The organism is Synechococcus sp. BIOS-E4-1 (assembly GCF_014279995.1).
Lineage (GTDB): Bacteria > Cyanobacteriota > Cyanobacteriia > PCC-6307 > Cyanobiaceae > Synechococcus_C.
In genome coordinates, this window is the sequence record NZ_CP047935.1 from 2461296 (window position 1) to 2480578 (window position 19283).

Sequence of the window (19283 nt, forward strand, 5' to 3'; positions counted from 1 at the left end):
CAGTTGCAGCGAATACACGTGATGCCTCAAGGAAGAACGGAAGCGCAGCTACAATCGCCCGAACCGCTTTGCCCTGCGCGCGCCATGCCCGAGATGGGTGCCTTGCTTCTCGATACCCAGCCATTGGCAGCGCCGGGTGATTTGCTCAACCTTGCGCTGAACGCCGGTGCTATTGCCCCGGAAGGTGCAGTCCTGCTGGCGATGCTGGCCACCCTGCTGGTGGATCTGGCCGGCGAAAAAGTATCCGTGCGCTGGGTTCCACCCATTTGCTACGCAGGTCTGGGTACGGCTCTGGTGCTGCTTGCACTGCAGTGGAACGCCCCGCTTGAGCCCTCCTTCCTTGGCGCATTCCTCTCTGATCACCTGGCAATTGCCTTCCGGGCCGTTGTGGCTTGCTCAACGCTGCTGTCTTTGCTGATTAGCTGGAGGTATGCCGAACAGGGTGGAACCCCTGTGGGTGAATACGCCGCAATCCTGTTAGCGGCAACGCTTGGAGGCATGCTGCTCTGCGGTGCCACCGATCTGGTGAGCATTTTTGTTTCGCTGGAAACTCTCTCAGTCGCGAGTTACCTGCTCTCCGGGTACATGAAACGCGATGCCCGCAGTTCGGAAGCGGCGCTGAAATATTTGCTGGTGGGTTCCGCCGCAGCTGCGGTCTTTCTTTACGGTTCATCACTCCTGTATGGACTCAGCGGCTCCACCAGCCTTGAAGCGATCGGGCAATCACTGCTGACCAGTCCCACCCCTCTTGCTGCTCTGGCACTCGTGTTCGTGCTGGCAACCGTGGCGTTCAAGATCGCGGCAGTGCCGTTTCATCAGTGGACACCAGACGTTTACGAGGGATCTCCGACCCCGGTTGTCGCCTTCCTGTCAGTCGGTTCCAAAGCCGCCGGTTTCGCCCTGGCTCTTCGAATCCTCGTGGGCTGTTTTGGCAGCTTCGACACGCAATGGAAACTGCTGTTCACCGTTCTCGCGGTGCTCAGCATGACCCTCGGCAATGTCGTTGCGCTCGCCCAGACCTCGATGAAACGGATGCTGGCCTACAGCTCCATCGGTCAGGCCGGCTTCGTGATGATCGGCCTGGTTTGCGGCACCGAGGACGGTTTCGCCGCCATGGTCCTCTACATGGCTGCCTACCTGTTCATGAACCTGGGGGCTTTTGCCTGCATCATCCTGTTTTCAATTCGCACCGGCAGTGATCGAATCTCCGATTACGCCGGTCTTTATCAGAAGGATCCCCTGATCACACTCGGGCTCAGTCTCTGCCTTCTGTCGCTTGGTGGCATCCCGCCCATGCTCGGCTTCTTCGGCAAGATCTATCTCTTCTTCGCGGGCTGGGCTGATCACCAGTATTTGCTGGTGGTGGTGGGCCTGATCACCTCGGTGGTTTCGATCTACTACTACATCGGAGTGATCAAGATGATGGTGGTCAAGGAACCCCAGGAAGCCTCCGATGCAGTGAAGTCCTATCCGCCGGTCCAGTGGAACACCCTGGGACTGCCTCCACTCCGCGTTGCTCTGGTGACCTGCGTAGTGGTCACAGCTGTTGGTGGGATCCTCTCCAATCCCCTCTTCCAGTGGGCCAGTGATGCGGTCGCTGGAACCCCGATCCTGCAGCAGGCGATCGCCAATGCCTCCGATGCCACCCTTGGCTGACCGAGCGGCGGGTCAACGCTTACCCGTCGCTGAATTGCGCGGGGTCGACAAGATCTATGGAACTGGCGCTGGCCTGGTCAGGGCGCTCGATCAACTGGATCTGACCGTGCGTAAAGGCGATTATCTCGCCGTGATGGGTGCCAGTGGCTCTGGCAAAAGCACTGCAATGAACATTCTGGGCTGCCTCGACCGCCCCAGCAGCGGCTCTTATCACCTCAATGGGAGTGCCGTAGAGGAGCTTGATGACGATGCCCTGGCGGATCTGCGCAACCAGCAGCTGGGTTTCGTGTTTCAGCAATTCCATCTGCTGCCCCACGCGACGGCTCTCGAGAACGTGATGCTGCCGATGATCTATGCAGGGCTCTCACCCAAGCAGAGACGCGACAAAGCCATAGAAGCGCTGGACCGCGTTGGCCTTGGGGAAAGAATGGAGAACAAGCCGAATCAGCTTTCCGGCGGTCAACAGCAGAGAGTGGCCATTGCCAGAGCCATCATCAACCAGCCTGCCCTGCTCCTTGCTGATGAACCCACCGGTGCCCTCGACTCACGCACCACGGATGACGTGTTGAATCTGTTCGACGCCTTGCACGACCAGGGGATCACGCTGGTGCTGGTCACCCATGAAGATGATGTTGCGGCTCGTGCTGAACGGGTGGCTCATTTTCGGGACGGTCGTGTCGAACGCTGGGATGGTCGCGCCCACGACTCCAAGCCGACCTGAGCTTGCTGATTAGGCTGGTGTGTGGGTGAACTGGATTACATGGTCTCCTCCGCCACTCCGAAGACGAGGCTCCTACTGGTGGACGACGAGGCTCGCCTCACGGAACTCCTGAAAATGGAACTGGAGGTTGAGGGGTATGAGGTTGATGTGGCCGCGGATGGTGCCACTGGCCTGATCCGAGCCCGCACGGAGCCATCCCCGGACCTGATTGTTCTGGACTGGAATCTTCCCGATTTCAGCGGTGTGGACATCTGTCAGAGAATTCGCAGTAGCGCCATCACCACACCGATCCTGATGCTCACCGGCCACGACGACGTCGCTGATCGTGTGACGGCCCTGGATGCTGGAGTTGACGACTATCTCGTCAAGCCTTTTTCCATCGAGGAATTGATGGCTCGACTGCGGGCCATGCAGAGACGTGCCAGCACATTCTCTGCTGCAGCTGGCGATGGACAGCATCCTGAAACACTCCAGGTCGGAGATCTGGTGATGAACACGAGCACCAGGGATGAGAGCCGTTCCGGCCAGTTGATTCAGTTATCCGTGAAGGAGTACGAATTGCTGAATTTCCTGATGCGTGGTCAGGGGAAAGTGCTTGAACGCACTGAAATCATGCACGGAGTCTGGGGTGAGAACTTCTACGGCGACGACAATCTTCTCGATGTGTACATTCGCTATTTGCGTCAGAAGATCGAATCAAGTGAGCGTCCTGCCTTAATTCACACCGTGAGAGGTGTGGGTTTCATCCTGCGGGAAGAGCGTCAGCTTGAGACGTCATGAGTCCTGCGAGCGCTCGAGACTGGTCATCAGCTGACCCACAAGCAGCGACACGGCGTCTGCACCGGAAGCAGTGAGCGGATTGAGGTCCAGATCGCCAGGATCGACAGCCACCCAGCCGCCGGCCTCAGGCTTGCGCAGTTCAAAATGCAAATGGGGTCCAGTGCTGAGCCCCGTGCTGCCCACACGACCGATCACCTCACCCTGATGAACCTTCTGGCCGGACTTCACGTAAATCTCTGAAAGATGTCCGTAGAGGGTCCGGCGTTTGGGCTGGGCATGATCCAGCTCCACAGCAATGCCGTAACCACCGGCCAGACCGCTGCTCAGGACCGTTCCTGACAAAGCAGCGACAACTGGGGTCCCTTCAGGGGCTGCCAGGTCCTTGCCGGCATGCATCAGCCATCTACCGATGATCGGATGGATCCGCCAGCCGAATTCACTGGTGGTGATGGCTGAACCGATGATCGGGAACAGCAGCTTGCGATCACCGTTGCCAGAGATCGATGCGGGCCTGGGTGAAACAGCAAACACCGTCTCCAGGCGGAACGTGGCAGAGGAGCCTGCCAGCAAAGCCTTCACCGGGACTGAGATCGGAGGAAGCGGTGTGCCATCAAACCCGCGTCTGGACAACCCTGTGAGCGTTTCGTCACGACCTTTCCAGACCACGCGGGGTTGCAGACGGGAACTACGGCGGCGCACCGCCACACCGCTGCTGCATTCCTGCTGCGAGAGGGCACCGCTGCGGCAGGCCTTCTGGAACGCAGGAACATCAATGGGCCGGGCCTGTTCCCCCGTTTCAAGCTGCCGTCGCTCGAGCGGAGTGATGACGCGATTTCGTTCCAGGGACTCCAGCGAACGATCGAAGGTGAGTGGAGGTGGAGCCGGCTTGAGCTCAGGAGGGGTCACTGGACCCTGCAGAGCAGGGATGGACAGCAGAACCGATGCGGCAAGCCAACGCAGAACCAACGGAACAAGACGGTCTCATCGAGCGAGACTCTAGAGATCCTGGTCAGGGCTGTCTGTCCAACGGGTCCAGCTTGTCCTCCGGGTCCCCTGCTCCAGAAGCAGACGTCCGTCCATGCCGATGCCTCGCACTTGCCAGGCCTCTCCCGTGCCTGGATCAGCAACCGATTCAGCCCAGAGACGCTGCTCGGCCTGACGGACCACCATGCAGGGATCAAGTGCCAGCTCGCGGGCGCGGTCGAGTGCGCGCAGCACGGCTCCTTGCCAGACCCTCAGCCGACATCGCCCTGAAGAAAGACGTTCCCTCAGGGAGACTGCTCCAGGCGGCGCGGGATTACTCACATTGAGACCCACCCCTATCCTGGCTAGACGGACCCGACTGCCGCGGAAAACCAGTGTGGGCAGCACACCGGCCAGCTTGCGGGAATCAATCAACAGATCATTGGGCCACTTGATGGACACCTGAAGGCCAGTGGACTCGACCTGCTCCGCCAGGGCGAGAGCCACGGTGAGACCGAACAAGCCCGTTGAACATTGCTGCTGAGGCCAGGGAAGAGCCGCACTCAACCAGACACCGCCCCTCGATGCCATCCAGCGGCGTCCGTACTGTCCATGAGCACGGATCTGATGGTCAGCCAACACTGCGCGTGGATGGAGGCCACACCAGGGGTGCTGCACGAGCCATTGAGACAGCTCGGTCTCAGTGCTGGCACACACGCCCAACCGCCTCAGCCACCAGGAGTCATCACCATGGCGACGCAGATCATGCAGCAATCGCCCCCGGCCAGTCCTCACAAAGGTCAATGGTGCTTCTCCCACCAGGGATGCAGGCGAATCACAGCCTGCTCCAGATCCTCGACCGGACGGACAAGAGCCAGCCGCAACCAGCCACGACCCGCGTCACCAAAACCGGAGCCCGGAGTCAGCGCCACGCCGCAGTGGGCCAACAACTCAGCCGCAAGCTGTTCGTCGCTCCACCCCCTTGCACATGCCCATTCCGGAATAGGCATCCAGAGGTAGAGGGCCATGGATGGAACCGGCACAGTCCAGCCAAGATCAGCCAAGGCCTGTCGCATGCGGTCGCGGCGCTGGCGATAAACGGGCAGGAGACGTGATGGCCAGTCGGCATGTTGATCCAGCGCCACCTCCGCGCCCCGCTGCAGCGCCTGACACTGATTGAAATCAACGACGCCTTTCAGCTGGCGCAAGGCTTTGATCAACGGAGCAGCCCCCACCGCAAACGCCAGCCGGAATCCTCCGAGACACCATCCCTTGGACAAAGAGAAGAATTCGATTCCCCGCTCACGCCAGTGGGGGCAGCGCAGCAGTGACGGGGCATCGCCCTCCAGCGCCAGATCCACATAAGGGTTGTCGTGGGCCAGCACCAGATCGTGCTGAACGGAACGGTTCATGGCCTCGTCAAGCCAGGCCTGCTCCCCGGTGCGGGCGGTGGGGTTATGAGGAAAACCGAGAACCATCAGAGCCAACTGCTGCCATTGGTCTGTGGAGAGCGCGTCGAAGTCCGGAGCCCAGTCCCGCTCAGCGGTGAGTGGAAGGGTGTGAATGTCGGCATCCGCCAGTTCCAGTCCACCCCGGTGAGAGGGGTAGGAAGGGTCAAGAATCAGCGCCGAATCGCCGGGATCAAGAACCGCAAGAGGCAGATGCGCCGTACCTTCCTGCGATCCAACCAGCAGGAGCACTTCGGTCTGGGCGTCCACTTGAACACCGAAGCGCTGCTGACACCATGCGGCAGCAGCACTCCTGAACGATTGCGTCCCTGCATGAAGGCAGTACGAGGCGCTGGAGGGATGCTGAAGCACCTCGGCCATGGCTTCCACGGCAGCGTCTGGTGGCGCCAGATCAGTGGAGCCGAGAGACAGGTCGATCAGAGCCTGATGCTTCTGCCGTTCGCTGTCGACGTATGCCGATTTGCGCCGGTCATTGCGATCGAAGACACCGCTGCCGAGCCTTGCAAGGCGATCAGAGGTGATCATCCAGAGAAGTCTGCGGTTGGAAGCGGGTGATCACGGTCCCTGATCAGATCTTGTCGATGGAGCGGCGGAGCTCTTCGAGGTCGTTGTCGACTTCCGCAACGTTGACAGGCTGGACAGCATCAGCCTTGCCCTGATCAGCCGCTGGCAGTGCAACGGCTTCAGGGCCACCGGCCAGTTGCTGGCGAAGGGCAGCGAGTTCATCATCCACATCATCACCACCCTCAAGGGCTGCGAACTGGCTCTCCAGATCGGCCCCTGCCAGTTCAGCTGCTGCCTGACTGCTGGCTTCCATCGCCTGGACCTTGTCCTCCATCCGCTCAAAGGCGGCCATGGCGGAATTGCTGCCCATATTTCCCACTGCACTCTGGAGCTGCTGCTGAGCCTTGGCCGCCTGGGCCCTGGCCTTGAGCATGTCCTTCTTGGTGCGCGCCTCGGCGATCTTGCCTTCGAGGGCCACAAGACTTTTCTTGAGGGTTTCCACCTGGGCGTCCTGCCCCTGCACCTGCTTGGCCAGAGAGGCCGAGGTCTCCTGGAATGTCTTACGCCGGGTGAGTGCCTCTCGGGCCAGATCCTCTTCGTTCTTTTTGAGAGCGAGCTCTGCCCGCTCGTACCAAGTACGTGCCTGGGATTCCGCTTGATCAGCCTGATTGCGAAGGCGCTTCTGGCTGGCGATCGCCATGGCAACAGCCTGGCGCAGCTTCACCAGATCCTCCTGCATGTCAGCCACGGACTGGTCGAGAATCTTGACGGGATCCTCGGCCTTGCTCACGAGATCGTTGACATTGGCGCGCAGCAGTCGGCTGAGCCGGTCGAAGAAACCCATGGATCGGGGCGAGCAGCAATTTGAGGGTAGCGAGCAAATCAAGAGCACCTGCCTAAGGTCGACTCAAAATCGGCAATTGGCATGGGTCGGGCCCCGAAATCGCAGCGGCGCCGCTTCGGGAAGGGAGAAGTGCTGATGCCCCCTGAACCAGAACCCGTTCAGCCGATTAGCGGATGTCTTGAGACTCTTAAACGAACTTGGAGACAGGAGGGTTCACTGGCTGCGCTCTGGCAGGACTGGCCGAAACTGGCCGGCGATCCCCTCTCCAGCCATTGCCAACCACTGGCGCTGCGGAGTGGAACGCTGATCGTGGGGGCCAGGCATCCCCAGTGGCGCCAGGCCTTGCTTTACAGCAAGCCTCAGCTGCTCGCATCCATTCGTGCAGCAGGCCATCCCGTGCGTGATCTGCGGATTCAACAACACCATCCAACACCGCGTGAGGTGATCGGAGACCCCCTCGAGGAATGGAAACGACACCCAAGTCGCATTGACGTGCATGGCATCGCGGCATGTCCCCGTTGTGGAACCCCCTCTCCCATGGGCGAAATGGCGCAATGGGGGCATTGCAGCTTCTGCCGCCGCATCCAACTGAGCGAGTTGTCGAGGCCGGATGATCGCGATCAGTAACGCTCAGGTCTCGGCTTCTTCCAGGTGAGAGCCACACCTGCATCGCGCAGATCAGCAGCACGCTTCTCAAGCCGTGATCTGTCCAGCCGCCACAATTCGTAGATGCCCGCGCTCGCCAGCTTTTGAGGCTGGAGACCCTGCCAGTGCTGCTTGGCTGCCGTTCCACGGTTGATGACGACCAGCACAGAGGGTGAAGCATCGACCTCGGTAATGGGCAAGCCCTGGAAACCTTGTCGCTGCTCATGACTGAGACGATCAGCGAGGTTGGCGAGAGCTGCTTGTGACTGGCCTTCATAGACCACCACCTGGTCTGTATAGAAGTGAAGCGAGGGCTTGAGCACGCCGATCATCGCCAGGGGTTCTCCTGGACGACGTTGCTCCACAACCTGCTTTGCCACCTGCCGCACCGGCAGCTGACGGACCCGATCACCAAGCTGGATCATCGGCACGAGGGCAATCAGCTGAAACAGCACCATCGGTCCCTGCCAGGCCAGCAGTCGTCCGGGCACAGAGCCCCACAAACTCCTTGTTCCAAGCAGGACAGCAACGATGAAACACACAGCAGCTCTGATCACCAACCCACTGGCCATCAGCTCAGCCGGCAAGGTGGGCATCTCCGGATCCTGAATCAGAGGTATCCAAAGGGGCGATGCCAGCAGACCAGCCGCCAGGACTGCGGTGCAAAGCGCAGTTGAACACCAGGCGATCAGCAACCCCCGGCGTTGCTGAAGAGACGGGGGAAGGGCCGTAGATGCAATCAGCAAGGCTGCGGCCGGTGTAGCTGGCAGCCAATAGCTGGGCAACTTGGTCGCCGCTGCGGTGAACAGCAGAAACACCGCCAGCAACCAGCAGCCGGCGAAATGGCCCAGGCTTTGGCGAGCGGGTCGGCGCTGAAAGGAAGCGCCTCCCGCGAAATCGGCAATCACCCTGCCCAATCCGAATAACAGCAGCGGCGTGAAGGGGAATGACGCCACCACCAGCACGGGCCCGAAAAACCACCAGGGCTGCAGATGATCGTTCACAACGCTGGTAAGGCGTTGAAGATTGTGATAGCCGAAAAAGCTGTCCCAGAAAGGCTGCCCCTCCACCAGCAGCTCTGCTGCATACCAGGGAAGACTGATCAAAGCTGTGATCAGGAGTCCTTGCAAAGGCCTCAGAGAAGTCCACAGACCTGACAGATCCCGGCGAATCGAAGCGAACAGCACCAGGGTGATACCTGTGAGAACCACCGCCACGGGGCCTTTGGTCAACACGGCGAAGGCCAGAACGATCCAGGCCAGCCACCAACGTCGACCCGATCCACTCGCGTAGCAGCGCCATTGGCAGAGCAGGCTGAGAGCGAGCGTCCCAGTCAGTAGCGAATCACTGACAGCCGTCCTGCTCCAGATCAGTACCAGTGGAGACAGGGCGAACGCAAGTGCTGCGGCGATGGCCGTCCGACGGGGATATGAATCGCCCTGCAGTGGGTACCGCAGCAGGGTGTCCCCCAGTGCAAGCATGGTCAACACCGAGGCCAGGGCCGAGGGCAGTCGAGCCGCCCAGGTGCCTAGCGGATCCCAGATGTTTCCGGCCGGCAGGGCATATCCCAGGCCCATCAGCCAATACACCAATGGTGGTTTATCGAACCGGGGCAATCCGTTGACCCTTGGTGTGAGCCAATCACCGGTCTCCGCCATCGCACGGCCCGACGCCGCAAATAGAGGAGGCGTTTCATCAACGAGACCGGTATTGCCGAGCTGCCAGCAGAAGATCGCCAGTGCCAGCGCAAGGATGAGCAGCATTCCACGCCGGCGCTGGCGAGCTGTTGGAACAACGACTGAGGGAGTCGGGGCTGATGAATCCGCTGTCATCAGGAGATGGTGCCATCCACTGGTGTCAGCCCCCTGCACATCCAGGCTTCGACCCGAGCTGCCAGTCCTTCCTGACTCGCGCAACGCTCGACCCAGCGCCGGCAGGCAAGACGGTCGATGGCCGACGCCTTAAGCGTTGCTTCGGCAAGGGCTTCCCGATCATCGGGGGCTACAAGCCAACCGGTTTCGCCGTCCTGAATGATCTCTCCGGGGCCGCCGCGGTTGTAGGCGATCACTGGTACACCGCAAGCCAAGGCCTCAACGACAACATTGCCGTATGCCTCATTCCACTTGGGCGTGTTGAGCAACGCTCTGCAACCGCCAAGCTCACGCTGCAGCTGAGCTGTGGGCTTGAAGCCGCACCATTCAACAGTGCCTGCTGGAACGGCACTCTCGACACGCTTCGCATAGGCATCGTCCTCCACCAGCCCCCAAACACGCAGTGTCTCGCCAAGCTGGGCCGCTACCGACGCCGCATCCTCAAGCCCCTTTTCGGGTGCCACACGTCCGGCCCAGCCCAGCGGACCACCCGTTGTGAGCTGCAGCTCGTAACGGGAAAGATCAAACCCGTTACCGACCACTTCAGGAGGCTCTACCAGGGCGAAGTCGTCGGCCTGACGACGGGTGTGAAACGCAAGGCGGCGCTGATCCCATCGGGCCAGATCAGCCACGGCAGCGTCCATCACCGAAGACACGGAACCCATACTCACGAGATGAAAAATTTTTGGAGCCACGTGAGGAGTGAGCCATAACGGCAGCCAGTCGTAACCGAAATTGAGCAGCGCATCGACATCGCTGCCCAGCCCCAAGGCGCGATCCCAGAGTCGAGGCAGCACAGCATCCCTGGGGATCCGCATCGGTGCGTTCCGATCCGCATGCTGCCAACTCGGCTGATCAACCCCCGGAACGGTATGCAGTGTCACCGTGCCATCCGTCACCGGTAAACAGGACCCTTCCGGGGCCACGAGATGCAGGCGATGGCCACGCTGGACCAAACCCTTCACCAACGATGCAAGCGTGAGCTCAACCCCACCCCCCCTGCCGCTGCCGAGCTGTCCTACAGGTGTGCTGACCAGCACCAGAGTCAGAGGACGATCGTTCATGCCTTCATATCCCCTGGACGGGTGATCGAGGCAGAAAGCCAGGGCTCCCAGAGACGCTGTCGCTGACTCACCAACAGCACTGAGATCAGCACCAGCAGCACCGCCAACCATTGCAGGGTGTCAAGCCGTTCCCCCAGCAACACCCCCCCTGAGGCAAGCGCAAACACCGGTGTGAGAAATCCAAGCGTGCTGAAACCGGTGAGATCCTCCCGGTTGGCAAACCAGAAAAAGAGGGAATAGGCAAGCGCGCTGCCCAAAAGCGAGGCGTAGGCCATCTGAGCCCAGTCATAGGCCGACCAGGGTGGGATCAGCTCAGTGCTGGCATCAAGACCATGCCAGGCGAGCAGAGGGAATCCACCCAGAACCATGTGCCAGCCGGTCACCGCCACGGGATCACTGTTTCTGCAAGCGAAGCGACAGAGCACGGTGCCCAGGGCCATCGCCAAAGCCGCCAGCAGCATCCAGCCCGTGCCGTCCTGCCATCCAGCCTGCAGATCGGAGAGATCAGCCTGCAACCACCAGTGCTGCAGGAGAGGTGCCGGAACCCCCAGACAGACGATTCCGGAAAGTCCGAGCACAAGACCGATCCAGCCGATCGGATTGATCGATTCCGCGAACAGCCAGCGTGCGAGCAGAGCCACGATCAGGGGCTGCGAATCAATCAGGACCGATCCAAGGCCTGCACCAGTGCCCTGCAGCCCCTTGGCCAGAAAGAACTGAAAAAGAATCGCATCGACGAGGGTGAAAACCAGAAACCAGCCACGATCAGCTGAATTAATGGTCAACGACCTGCCCAGGTAAGGAACGGCAATGAGCAGCACGATGCCTGCCGGCAGCAGGCGCAGACAGGCCACAAGCGGAGCCCCACCAGACTCCACAAGAGGGGCCATGGCCGCCATTGCAGTACCCCACAGAGCGAAGGGCAACACCATCAGCAGCCCGCGCTGCAGCGTCGTCATGGAAGTAGGCCGATAGGGTCCTTTTTAAGATCCGGCGAGTTGAACGGAGGATCATGGGGTGGCTTTGGCGCCGCAAGTCCAAACGCCGCATGGCGCGCATCGTGATTGAAGGCGCGATCAGTGGCTCGACACGACGCAGAGTGCTGAAGGCTCTGCGCGAGGTGCAGGAGCGGGAATTCCCGGCACTTCTGCTGCGCATCGACAGTCCAGGAGGAACGGTCGGCGACAGCCAGGAAATCCATGCCGCTCTGCTGCGCCTGCGCGACAAAGGCTGCAAGGTGGTGGCCAGCTTCGGCAACATTTCCGCCTCCGGAGGGGTCTATGTCGGCGTGGCAGCTGATTCGATCGTGGCCAATCCAGGCACGATCACTGGCTCGATCGGTGTGATTCTGCGGGGCAACAATCTCTCGGAACTGCTGTCGAAAGTGGGTGTCCGCTTCGAAACCGTGAAGAGCGGTGCTTACAAGGACATTCTTTCCCCCGACCGAGCCCTGAGTCCTGAGGAACGTGAGCTGCTGCAGAGCCTGATCGACAGCAGTTACGACCAATTCGTCGCCGCCGTTGCCGAGGGTCGTGGCATGGACAAGAACAAGGTTCGCACCTTCGCTGATGGACGCGTGTTCAGTGGTGCGCAGGCCAAGGATCTGGGCCTTGTGGATGAGCTGGGGGACGAGGAGCAGGCTCGATTGGTTGCAGCCCGTCTAGCTGAACTTGATGAGGAGCGCTGCCGGCCTGTGACCCTCGGCAAACCTCGCAAGCGCCTTCTGCAGAGCCTGCCTGGATCCAGCCTTCTGCTGCGACTCGATCAGTTGCTAACCACTGAACTTGAGCTGAGCGGCCAGCCCCTCTGGATGCACAGACCATGACAGCCCCTCGGCTGCTGCGAGGCCTGCGCGGTGCCACCACCTGCGCTGACAACAACGCCCATGCCATCCATGAGGCTGTCGCTGAACTGGTGGACGCACTGATGGACCAGAACGCCCTGGATCCAGATCAGCTGGTCTCGGTGACGTTCTCCGTGACCGCCGATCTGGACGCCAGCTTTCCCGCAGCGGTGGCGCGCCACCGCACAGGCTGGGAAGAAGTGGCCCTTCTGGATGTCCAGCAGATGGCCGTCCAGGGAGATCTTGCCCGTTGCATCCGTCTGCTGGCCCACGCCTGGCTTCCATGCGATCGGCCACTTCACCATCCCTACCTGAGGGGAGCATCACGGCTGCGCCCGGACCGATCTGGTCACAACTGACAGATCAGTGGCCGACCCCCGAAGCACCTGCGTTCGTGAGATTCTCACGACAATCCACTCACGACTTACGGCGTCCGCGCCGACTGCTCCCGAATCACGATGAAAAGACGTTGTTCTCTCACTCCCCTTCGCAGAGCAGGACTTGCAGCTCTGATTGGTTGCGGAGTCATCGGTGGAGCGGCGGTGCCACCCCTATCAACACCCCCCGCTTTTGCACAGAACACACCTTCTCTGCTGGAATTCCGGTGGGATTCAGGAACTGGATATCGGAAGCTGTACTTCGTTCAGACCAGCCAACGCCGGCGTGAGCGCTCAGAATATTTCTTCATGCTGCGCAAGAAGGATCGCAAGACCGCGATCCTCAAACTGAGCATCACGGTGCCCAGCTATTTCAACGCGCGCATCCGCCCACAGAATCTCTCACTCTGCAAGATGTCGATGGGCGGGATGCTCTCAAGAAGCAAGTGCAAGGAAGTGCTGCCGGCGGTATTTGAAGTGAATGAAAAACAGACAGCCATCGAGGTTTTCCCTGACACTCCGATTCCAACTGGTGGTACCTATGCCGTGGTCATGAACGTCTTCAATCCGAGCCAGGGGGGAATGTTCCAATTCAATGCCCTGGCGCAGGCACCGGGAGACGTTCCCGTATCCGGCTACCTCGGCAGCTGGCTTGTGGATATCGACTGACCCCTGCTGATAAACTCGCTCCTTGACAAAAGGCCGGGTGCCGGAAAAATTCCATGACGAAACGAACTCTCGGAGGCACAAGTCGCAAGCGCAGGCGCGTATCCGGTTTCAGAGTGCGCATGCGCACTCACACCGGACGTCGTGTGATCCGCAGCCGCCGCAAGCGCGGACGTTCACGCCTTTCTGTCTGATTCTTTCGGATTGCCGCGATGGTCCTGCCGGCATCCATGCGTCTGCGCGGCCATCGCTGTTTTGATCATCTGCATCGGAAAGGCAAGCGCTTCCACGGCAACCTGATGGTGCTGAGAAAGGTCTCAGCCCACCACTCCCTGCTTAAACGCCGAGCAACCACGGCTACATCACATCTTCCACGCGGGACTCCAACCTGTCGAGTGGCAGTGGTGATCAGCAGCAAAGTCAGCAAGCGCGCCGTGATCAGGAATCGATTGCGAAGGCGCCTGCACGACCATCTGCGCATAAGGTTCGAACATGCTCCGGAACACGCCAGCGTCTGGATTTTGGTCAGTTTGAAACCCGGAGCAGCCACCGAGGATCACGACTTGCTGGAAGAATGCGACAGATTGCTTGAACAGGCGGGCCTGAAGCCATGACCAGCTCCATCAAGGAAGACACCTTTTACGAGGGAGGTCCTGCGAAAGGGGACCTCATCTTCAACATCCTTCTGGGCTTCACCCTGATTGCCCTGCCATTCACCGTAGGGGCCATCGTGCGAGCTCTTTGGCTGCGCTTTCGCGTCACCAGTCGGCGAGTGTCCGTGAGCGGCGGCTGGATGGGTAAGGACCGCAGCCAGGTGGTCTACAGCCAGATCCGTGAGGTGCGCTGTGTTCCCCGTGGCTTCGGCGCGTGGGGTGACATGGTTCTCGTGCTGACGGATGGATCACGGCTCGAGCTCCGTTCGATGCCACGCTTCCGTGAGGTTGAGACCTACATCCAGGAAAGGATCACCAGCAGACCAGAATCCAACGGATCGAGCAGTGACAGCATTCCAAGCAAAGGATTCGCTGCCTGAGCCTGCGCACCAACGCGACGGCCTCGACGCTGTTGCACACTGGCATCACCCTTCACCGCCCATCGGAACGCCATCGTGATCGGTTACATCTCCGACAATCTGCTGCTGCCGATCCTGGATTTCTTCTATGGATTGGTGCCCAGCTACGGGCTCGCGATCGTGGCTCTCACGGTGGTGATCCGCCTTGCTCTGTTCCCGCTGAGCGCGGGATCGATCCGCAGCGCACGGCGCATGCGGATCGCCCAGCCTGTGATGCAGAAGCGGCAGGCTGAGATCAAGTCCCGCTTCGCCAGCAACCCTCAGAAACAGCAGGAGGAGATGGGCAAATTGATGAAGGAGTTCGGCAGCCCGCTGGCCGGATGCCTGCCCCTGCTGGTGCAGATGCCGATTCTGTTCGCGTTGTTCGCCACGCTGCGTGGATCACCGTTCGCAGACGTTCCTTACACCCTCAATCTGAAAGTGCTGCCCGCAGAGCAGATCGCTGCGGTTGAGCCCAAACCATTTACCAGTGCGAGCCACTCGATCTTTGTCACTGAAACCGATCACTTCCCCGTGATCGCCAGCCTGCCCGGCGGAACCAAGATCGGCACCGGCGACAGCGTTCAGATCCAGCTTCAGGCCAAAAGTGGCGAGGCTTTCGGGGAGATACTTGACGGTGTTGAGAACGGCAAGTCCTTCCTGCCTGCCTGGACGGTGACCAAAGGGGAGTCGATTGTCTCCGTCTCTGAAGCCGGAGAGATCACAGCGCTGTCTCCTGGTGATGCGACCGTTGAGGGCAAGATCCCCGGTCTGGCAGCCCGCAGTGGTTTCCTGTTCATCAAAGCTCTTGGTCAGGTCGGTTTCTACACCGACGGTGCCGTCAACTGGGACATCGCCATCCTTGTGGGCTCCTTTGGCCTGAGCCTGTTCATCTCCCAGCTGCTGTCGGGGATGGGTATGCCAGCGAATCCTCAGCAGTCAACAGCCAACAAGATCACGCCTGTGTTGATCACAGGAATGTTCCTGTTCTTCCCCCTGCCGGCCGGCGTCCTGCTGTACATGGTGATCGCCAACATCTTCCAGGCGTTGCAGACCTTCTTGCTGACCCGTGAAGCTTTGCCTGACAATCTGCAGGCCATCGTGGACGAACAGCTCAAGCAGCAACCCGCGGCAGCCACAGCCGGTGGAGTTTCAGGAAGCCGATTGCCTTTCGAGCCAAAGGGCGGCAACAAATGATTCCCGGCCTTGAGCCGGTACCGCTCAGGGAGCTACAAGCTCTGGGAACCTCCAGGGTCTGGTCAGTGGATGGTCAACTTGATGAAATGCCCAGCCTCACTCCAGTGCGAGGAACTCTCAGGGCTGAACATCTCGGCAATCTTCTAGAGGTTGAAGGATCGGTTCAGACCATCGTCTGCCTTCGTTGCGACCGTTGCCTCGGACACTTCAACCAACAGCTCAGTGCTATCTCCAAGGAACTGATCTGGCTGGGCCAGGAGCCCAGCGATAGTCATCTCGCTGAAGCGGGTGTGGACCAAACTTCAGCCGATGGTCTGATGGAGTGCCTGAACCCAAGCGGGGATTTCGAACCAGAACGCTGGGTTTTTGAACAGCTGAGCCTGCAGATGTCGGTCGTCAATCGCTGCGGGGAGCACTGCCCCGGGATGCCGCAACAACCGTCGGATCTCTCTGCAATTAGCGGGGAGCAAAGTTCCACACCAGATCCTCGCTGGCAGGCCCTGAAGGATCTGCAGTCGTCGATGCAACGCAAAGGGACGAACCATGACTGATAACTGGATCGCACAACTGGACCTGTTGATCCGATCAGGCACACCGTTGATCTGGATCCGCAGCCATGAAGAGGAGCGCGTGGAAACGCTGCTGCGCCAGACATCGGAGCGCTTGCCCGACCGCACTCTCACCTGCTGGGATTTCGTCGGAGGCCTCAGCGGCGCCCTGGGCCAGGAACAACTGGGAGCTCGACAGCCGATGGCGGTGCTGCAGTGGCTGCAGGAGCGCTCCCCCTCCAGTCCAACCCTGCTGCTTCTCAAAGATGTGCACCGGTTCTGCGAGGACCCTGGAATCGCCCGCATGCTGCGGAACCTCGCCAGCCAGTTACGAACCACACCACACACCTTGATCGTGACCTGCGGGCAGTGGACGCCACCCGCCGACCTGGACGAGGCGCTCACGCTGATGGATCTCCCTTTGCCCCAGGAGCAGGAGTTACGAACACTGCTCGCCAACATCGCCAGAGCTAGCGGTCGAGCCCTGGAGGCTGATGTACTCGAGGAACTCACTCATGCCTGCTGCGGCCTGAGCGAGACGAGGGTGCGGCATGTGGCCGCCAAAGCTCTCGCACAACGTGGATCTCTCAGCCGCGAGGACTTGGTCGATGTGCTGGAGGAGAAACGGCTTTCACTAGCCCGCAGCGAAGTGCTGGAGTTCTGCCGAACGGATGCAACGCCTGGCGACATCGGTGGGCTGGAAACGCTCAAGCACTGGCTTGATCAACGTCACAGGGCCTTCAACGACGATGCACGCCGCTTCGGACTTCCTCTGCCCAGAGGAGTGCTGCTCGTGGGTCCTCAGGGCACCGGCAAGTCACTCACAGCCAGAGCAATCGCCCACAGCTGGTCAATGCCACTACTACGACTTGACGTTGGCCGCCTCTTTTCCGGCCTGGTCGGAGCCAGCGAAGCCAGGACCCGCGACATGATTCAACGGGCTGAAGCGATGGCGCCCTGCGTTCTCTGGATCGATGAGATCGACAAGGGATTCGGCAATGACAGCCGCAGTGATGGCGGCACCAGTCAGCGTGTTCTGGCCACCGTGCTCACCTGGATGGCCGAGAAACGATCGGCGGTGTTTGTGGTGGCCACCGCGAACGGCGTGGAGCGTCTACCGGCAGAACTGCTGCGCAAGGGACGTTTTGATGAAATCTTTCTGCTGGATCTGCCTTCGAGAGATGAGCGTCTGAGCATCCTCAGCCTTCACCTGCAGCGGCGCCGTCCTGGTCTCAATCTGCCGCTGTCAACCGTGGTCGATCGCACGGACGGTTATTCCGGCGCTGAATTGGAGCAAGTGGTGATTGAAGCGATGCACCTGGCCTTCGCCGAAATCCGTGAACTCACCGAAAGCGACATGATCCTGGCGGCATCGCAGCTTGTACCCCTGTCACGCACGGCAAGGGAGCAGATGGAAAGCCTCAAGCAATGGGCCAGTGCCGGGCGAGCGAGGCCTGCATCATTGCGAGCCGTAACGAACCCTGACACGGCGTAACGATCCGCCCCTTCAACCTGGGACGAACACAGCCAGGCTCCGTAAGTTCCAAGGACCGCCGAAAGTCTGGAATTGAACCGTTCCTCCGAAATCACCACTCAACTGGCAGCTGCCTGCCTTGGAGCCGGGGTGATCACCACGGTGGCCGTCTCTCAGGGCCAGAACCCTCTCACCGCCTTGGGAATCACGTTGTTCTCAGCCGTGGCGGCTGTGATGGTTGGGCAGGTTTTCTGAGTGCTGACAGAGCGCTGACAGCGGACGCCTAGGCTGCCGGCGCGATCATCCGAACCCCTGTGCTCGATCAGCGTCTGGTGCGAGAGAACCCCGAGCTGATTGCCACTCAGCTGGGACGCCGAGGCCTGAATGTGGATCTCAGCTCCCTTCAGCAGATCGCTCAGCATCAACGCGATCTCGAACAAGAACGCAGCACGCTTCAGGCGGAAGGCAACCGCATTGGCAAGGATGTAGGCCTCAAGATCAAAGGTGGAGCTGATCCGAAGGGTGCCGAAGTTGCTGAACTGCGTCAGCAGGGCAACGCCATCAAGCAGAAGGTGTCGGTTCTCGAGGAAAAGGAAAAACAGATTGCCTCAACGCTGAAGACTCAGCTGCTCACATTTCCCAACCTTCCCTCGGCTGACTGCCCAGACGGCAAGGATGAAAATGACAACGTTGAGGTGCGCAGCTGGGGCATCCCCCGCCAGCAGAAAGGCCTGGAGGAACACTGGGCGATTGCCGACCGTCTCGGCCTTCTGGACAGCGAGCGTTCCGTGCGCATTGCCCAGAGCCGATTCGTGACCCTATTTGGCCAGGGAGCGCGACTGGAGCGCGCTCTGATCAACTTCATGCTCGATCTGCATGGCGGCAAGGGCTACCGCGAGGTGCTGCCACCGGTGCTGGTGAACAGCGCCAGTCTCACCGGATCAGGGCAGCTGCCGAAGTTTGCCGAGGAAAGCTTCCGTTGCGCGGACGACGATCTCTGGCTGACGCCCACAGCGGAGGTGCCGGTGACATCCCTGCATCGCGACGAAATCATTCCGGGGGATCAACTGCCCTTGAAGTACGTGGCCTACAGCCCGTGCTTTCGAAGAGAAGCCGGCAGCTACGGCCGTGACACCCGGGGACTGATCCGTCTGCACCAGTTCAACAAGGTTGAGCTGTACTGGTTTGTTCACCCTGACCAGTCAGCCGAAGCTCATACGCAGATCACCGCGGATGCCGAGGCTGTGCTTCAGGCCCTGGAACTCCCTTACCGGGTGCTGGAACTCTGCACCGGTGATCTGGGATTTTCCGCATCGCGCACTTATGACCTCGAGGTCTGGCTCGCAGGCGCCGGTGCGTACCGGGAAATCTCCAGTTGCAGCGTCTGCGGTGATTTCCAGGCACGGCGTTCCTCGATTCGCACCAAGGAAGGAAAAGTGACCAGGCTGGTTCACACCCTGAATGGCAGTGGTCTGGCGATCGGCCGCACCATGGCCGCTCTGCTGGAAAACGGTCAGCAGTCCGACGGCAGTGTGCTGCTGCCTCAGGCACTGGTCCCTTACTTCGGTGGGGACAGAATCCAGCCAGAATGAGTGGATTGAAAGGTATCC

The 19283-nt window shown here is 60.3% G+C and carries 22 protein-coding genes; 15 read left to right on the forward strand and 7 right to left on the reverse strand.

The features are described from left to right. The first annotated feature begins 84 nt into the window (after positions 1-84). The 3 genes from SynBIOSE41_RS13400 to SynBIOSE41_RS13410 are packed head-to-tail and all read left to right on the forward strand — an operon-like array spanning position 85 to position 3157. Positions 85-1656, forward strand: coding sequence for an NAD(P)H-quinone oxidoreductase subunit N (locus SynBIOSE41_RS13400; protein WP_186541228.1), 1572 nt, complete (start codon positions 85-87; stop codon positions 1654-1656). Continuing rightward, positions 1640-2377, forward strand: a complete 738-nt coding sequence (locus SynBIOSE41_RS13405) for an ABC transporter ATP-binding protein (protein WP_186541229.1) — start codon at positions 1640-1642, stop codon at positions 2375-2377. Before SynBIOSE41_RS13400 ends, SynBIOSE41_RS13405 begins: the two co-directional genes overlap by 17 nt. Before the next feature lie 39 nt (positions 2378-2416). Further along, positions 2417-3157, forward strand: a complete 741-nt coding sequence (locus tag SynBIOSE41_RS13410; protein ID WP_186538256.1) for a response regulator transcription factor — start codon at positions 2417-2419, stop codon at positions 3155-3157. On the opposite strand, the gene SynBIOSE41_RS13415 is transcribed toward SynBIOSE41_RS13410, so the two are convergent. The 4 genes from SynBIOSE41_RS13415 to SynBIOSE41_RS13430 are packed head-to-tail and all read right to left on the reverse strand — an operon-like array spanning position 3152 to position 6937. Then, positions 3152-4123 carry a M23 family metallopeptidase gene (locus tag SynBIOSE41_RS13415; RefSeq protein WP_186538257.1) on the reverse strand — a complete coding sequence of 324 codons (972 nt, stop codon included), beginning with the start codon at positions 4121-4123 and terminating at the stop codon, positions 3152-3154. The genes SynBIOSE41_RS13410 and SynBIOSE41_RS13415 overlap by 6 nt on opposite strands. 30 nt (positions 4124-4153) lie before the next feature. Further along, on the reverse strand, positions 4154-4939 hold the full coding sequence (locus tag SynBIOSE41_RS13420) for a biotin--[acetyl-CoA-carboxylase] ligase (protein WP_255475773.1): 786 nt from the start codon (positions 4937-4939) through the stop codon (positions 4154-4156). After that, positions 4921-6114, reverse strand: coding sequence for an aminotransferase class I/II-fold pyridoxal phosphate-dependent enzyme (locus SynBIOSE41_RS13425; protein WP_186538258.1), 1194 nt, complete (start codon positions 6112-6114; stop codon positions 4921-4923). The genes SynBIOSE41_RS13420 and SynBIOSE41_RS13425 overlap by 19 nt, the downstream gene beginning before the upstream one ends. Before the next feature lie 43 nt (positions 6115-6157). Further along, positions 6158-6937 (reverse strand): PspA/IM30 family protein, encoded by a 780-nt coding sequence (locus SynBIOSE41_RS13430; RefSeq protein WP_066905993.1) that lies wholly within the window; start codon positions 6935-6937, stop codon positions 6158-6160. Between the two features lie 81 nt (positions 6938-7018). Between SynBIOSE41_RS13430 and SynBIOSE41_RS13435 the strand changes: the two genes are divergently transcribed. Continuing rightward, entirely contained in the window at positions 7019-7564 is a 546-nt protein-coding gene (locus SynBIOSE41_RS13435; RefSeq protein ID WP_186538259.1) for a DUF721 domain-containing protein, read from the forward strand. Here the strand turns inward: SynBIOSE41_RS13435 and SynBIOSE41_RS13440 are convergent. Genes SynBIOSE41_RS13440 through SynBIOSE41_RS13450 form a run of 3 tightly spaced genes read right to left on the reverse strand, consistent with a single transcriptional unit; the run spans position 7558 to position 11476 of the window. After that, positions 7558-9414, reverse strand: coding sequence for a glycosyltransferase family 39 protein (locus SynBIOSE41_RS13440; protein ID WP_186538260.1), 1857 nt, complete (start codon positions 9412-9414; stop codon positions 7558-7560). The two genes, SynBIOSE41_RS13435 and SynBIOSE41_RS13440, sit on opposite strands and share 7 nt — an antisense overlap. Continuing rightward, entirely contained in the window at positions 9414-10517 is a 1104-nt protein-coding gene (locus SynBIOSE41_RS13445; RefSeq protein WP_186538261.1) for a glycosyltransferase family 4 protein, read from the reverse strand. Before SynBIOSE41_RS13445 ends, SynBIOSE41_RS13440 begins: the two co-directional genes overlap by 1 nt. Continuing rightward, positions 10514-11476 (reverse strand): DMT family transporter, encoded by a 963-nt coding sequence (locus SynBIOSE41_RS13450; protein ID WP_186538262.1) that lies wholly within the window; start codon positions 11474-11476, stop codon positions 10514-10516. The genes SynBIOSE41_RS13445 and SynBIOSE41_RS13450 overlap by 4 nt, the downstream gene beginning before the upstream one ends. 53 nt (positions 11477-11529) lie before the next feature. Between SynBIOSE41_RS13450 and sppA the strand changes: the two genes are divergently transcribed. From sppA to serS, 11 genes are all read left to right on the forward strand, one after another. Continuing rightward, positions 11530-12342, forward strand: coding sequence for a signal peptide peptidase SppA (sppA, locus tag SynBIOSE41_RS13455; RefSeq protein WP_186538263.1), 813 nt, complete (start codon positions 11530-11532; stop codon positions 12340-12342). After that, positions 12339-12719: a chorismate mutase gene (aroH, locus tag SynBIOSE41_RS13460; RefSeq protein WP_186538264.1), complete on the forward strand. Its 381-nt coding sequence runs from the start codon at positions 12339-12341 to the stop codon at positions 12717-12719. Before sppA ends, aroH begins: the two co-directional genes overlap by 4 nt. Positions 12720-12818: 99 nt before the next feature. Beyond that, positions 12819-13406 carry a DUF2808 domain-containing protein gene (locus SynBIOSE41_RS13465; RefSeq protein ID WP_186538265.1) on the forward strand — a complete coding sequence of 196 codons (588 nt, stop codon included), beginning with the start codon at positions 12819-12821 and terminating at the stop codon, positions 13404-13406. A 53-nt stretch (positions 13407-13459) separates the two neighbouring features. Next, entirely contained in the window at positions 13460-13597 is a 138-nt protein-coding gene (gene rpmH / locus SynBIOSE41_RS13470; protein ID WP_074159280.1) for a 50S ribosomal protein L34, read from the forward strand. Between the two features lie 18 nt (positions 13598-13615). Further along, entirely contained in the window at positions 13616-14017 is a 402-nt protein-coding gene (locus tag SynBIOSE41_RS13475; RefSeq protein ID WP_186538266.1) for a ribonuclease P protein component, read from the forward strand. After that, positions 14014-14436, forward strand: a complete 423-nt coding sequence (locus tag SynBIOSE41_RS13480) for a PH domain-containing protein (protein ID WP_066906009.1) — start codon at positions 14014-14016, stop codon at positions 14434-14436. Before SynBIOSE41_RS13475 ends, SynBIOSE41_RS13480 begins: the two co-directional genes overlap by 4 nt. A 75-nt stretch (positions 14437-14511) precedes the next feature. Then, positions 14512-15651 carry a membrane protein insertase YidC gene (gene yidC / locus SynBIOSE41_RS13485; RefSeq protein ID WP_186538267.1) on the forward strand — a complete coding sequence of 380 codons (1140 nt, stop codon included), beginning with the start codon at positions 14512-14514 and terminating at the stop codon, positions 15649-15651. Further along, positions 15648-16202, forward strand: a complete 555-nt coding sequence (locus SynBIOSE41_RS13490; protein WP_186538268.1) for a DUF177 domain-containing protein — start codon at positions 15648-15650, stop codon at positions 16200-16202. Before yidC ends, SynBIOSE41_RS13490 begins: the two co-directional genes overlap by 4 nt. After that, on the forward strand, positions 16195-17694 hold the full coding sequence (locus SynBIOSE41_RS13495; RefSeq protein ID WP_066906015.1) for an AAA family ATPase: 1500 nt from the start codon (positions 16195-16197) through the stop codon (positions 17692-17694). The genes SynBIOSE41_RS13490 and SynBIOSE41_RS13495 overlap by 8 nt, the downstream gene beginning before the upstream one ends. A gap of 72 nt (positions 17695-17766) precedes the next feature. Further along, entirely contained in the window at positions 17767-17928 is a 162-nt protein-coding gene (locus SynBIOSE41_RS13500; protein WP_186538269.1) for a hypothetical protein, read from the forward strand. Between the two features lie 59 nt (positions 17929-17987). Next, positions 17988-19265 carry a serine--tRNA ligase gene (serS, locus tag SynBIOSE41_RS13505; protein WP_186538270.1) on the forward strand — a complete coding sequence of 426 codons (1278 nt, stop codon included), beginning with the start codon at positions 17988-17990 and terminating at the stop codon, positions 19263-19265. The last annotated feature ends 18 nt before the right edge of the window (positions 19266-19283 follow it).

Excerpts from the sequence above, each read along its gene's own strand:
- SynBIOSE41_RS13400 (WP_186541228.1), top strand. The coding sequence starts at position 85 with ATGCCCGAGATGGGTGCCTTGCTTCTCGATACCCAGCCATTGGCAGCG.
- SynBIOSE41_RS13405 (WP_186541229.1), top strand. The coding sequence starts at position 1,640 with ATGCCACCCTTGGCTGACCGAGCGGCGGGTCAACGCTTACCCGTCGCT.
- SynBIOSE41_RS13410 (WP_186538256.1), top strand. The coding sequence starts at position 2,417 with ATGGTCTCCTCCGCCACTCCGAAGACGAGGCTCCTACTGGTGGACGAC.
- SynBIOSE41_RS13425 (WP_186538258.1), bottom strand. The coding sequence starts at position 6,114 with ATGATCACCTCTGATCGCCTTGCAAGGCTCGGCAGCGGTGTCTTCGAT.
- SynBIOSE41_RS13430 (WP_066905993.1), bottom strand. The coding sequence starts at position 6,937 with ATGGGTTTCTTCGACCGGCTCAGCCGACTGCTGCGCGCCAATGTCAAC.
- SynBIOSE41_RS13435 (WP_186538259.1), top strand. The coding sequence starts at position 7,019 with ATGGGTCGGGCCCCGAAATCGCAGCGGCGCCGCTTCGGGAAGGGAGAA.
- SynBIOSE41_RS13440 (WP_186538260.1), bottom strand. The coding sequence starts at position 9,414 with ATGACAGCGGATTCATCAGCCCCGACTCCCTCAGTCGTTGTTCCAACA.
- SynBIOSE41_RS13445 (WP_186538261.1), bottom strand. The coding sequence starts at position 10,517 with ATGAACGATCGTCCTCTGACTCTGGTGCTGGTCAGCACACCTGTAGGA.
- SynBIOSE41_RS13450 (WP_186538262.1), bottom strand. The coding sequence starts at position 11,476 with ATGACGACGCTGCAGCGCGGGCTGCTGATGGTGTTGCCCTTCGCTCTG.
- sppA (WP_186538263.1), top strand. The coding sequence starts at position 11,530 with ATGGGGTGGCTTTGGCGCCGCAAGTCCAAACGCCGCATGGCGCGCATC.
- aroH (WP_186538264.1), top strand. The coding sequence starts at position 12,339 with ATGACAGCCCCTCGGCTGCTGCGAGGCCTGCGCGGTGCCACCACCTGC.
- SynBIOSE41_RS13465 (WP_186538265.1), top strand. The coding sequence starts at position 12,819 with ATGAAAAGACGTTGTTCTCTCACTCCCCTTCGCAGAGCAGGACTTGCA.
- rpmH (WP_074159280.1), top strand. The coding sequence starts at position 13,460 with ATGACGAAACGAACTCTCGGAGGCACAAGTCGCAAGCGCAGGCGCGTA.
- SynBIOSE41_RS13475 (WP_186538266.1), top strand. The coding sequence starts at position 13,616 with ATGGTCCTGCCGGCATCCATGCGTCTGCGCGGCCATCGCTGTTTTGAT.
- SynBIOSE41_RS13480 (WP_066906009.1), top strand. The coding sequence starts at position 14,014 with ATGACCAGCTCCATCAAGGAAGACACCTTTTACGAGGGAGGTCCTGCG.
- SynBIOSE41_RS13490 (WP_186538268.1), top strand. The coding sequence starts at position 15,648 with ATGATTCCCGGCCTTGAGCCGGTACCGCTCAGGGAGCTACAAGCTCTG.
- SynBIOSE41_RS13495 (WP_066906015.1), top strand. The coding sequence starts at position 16,195 with ATGACTGATAACTGGATCGCACAACTGGACCTGTTGATCCGATCAGGC.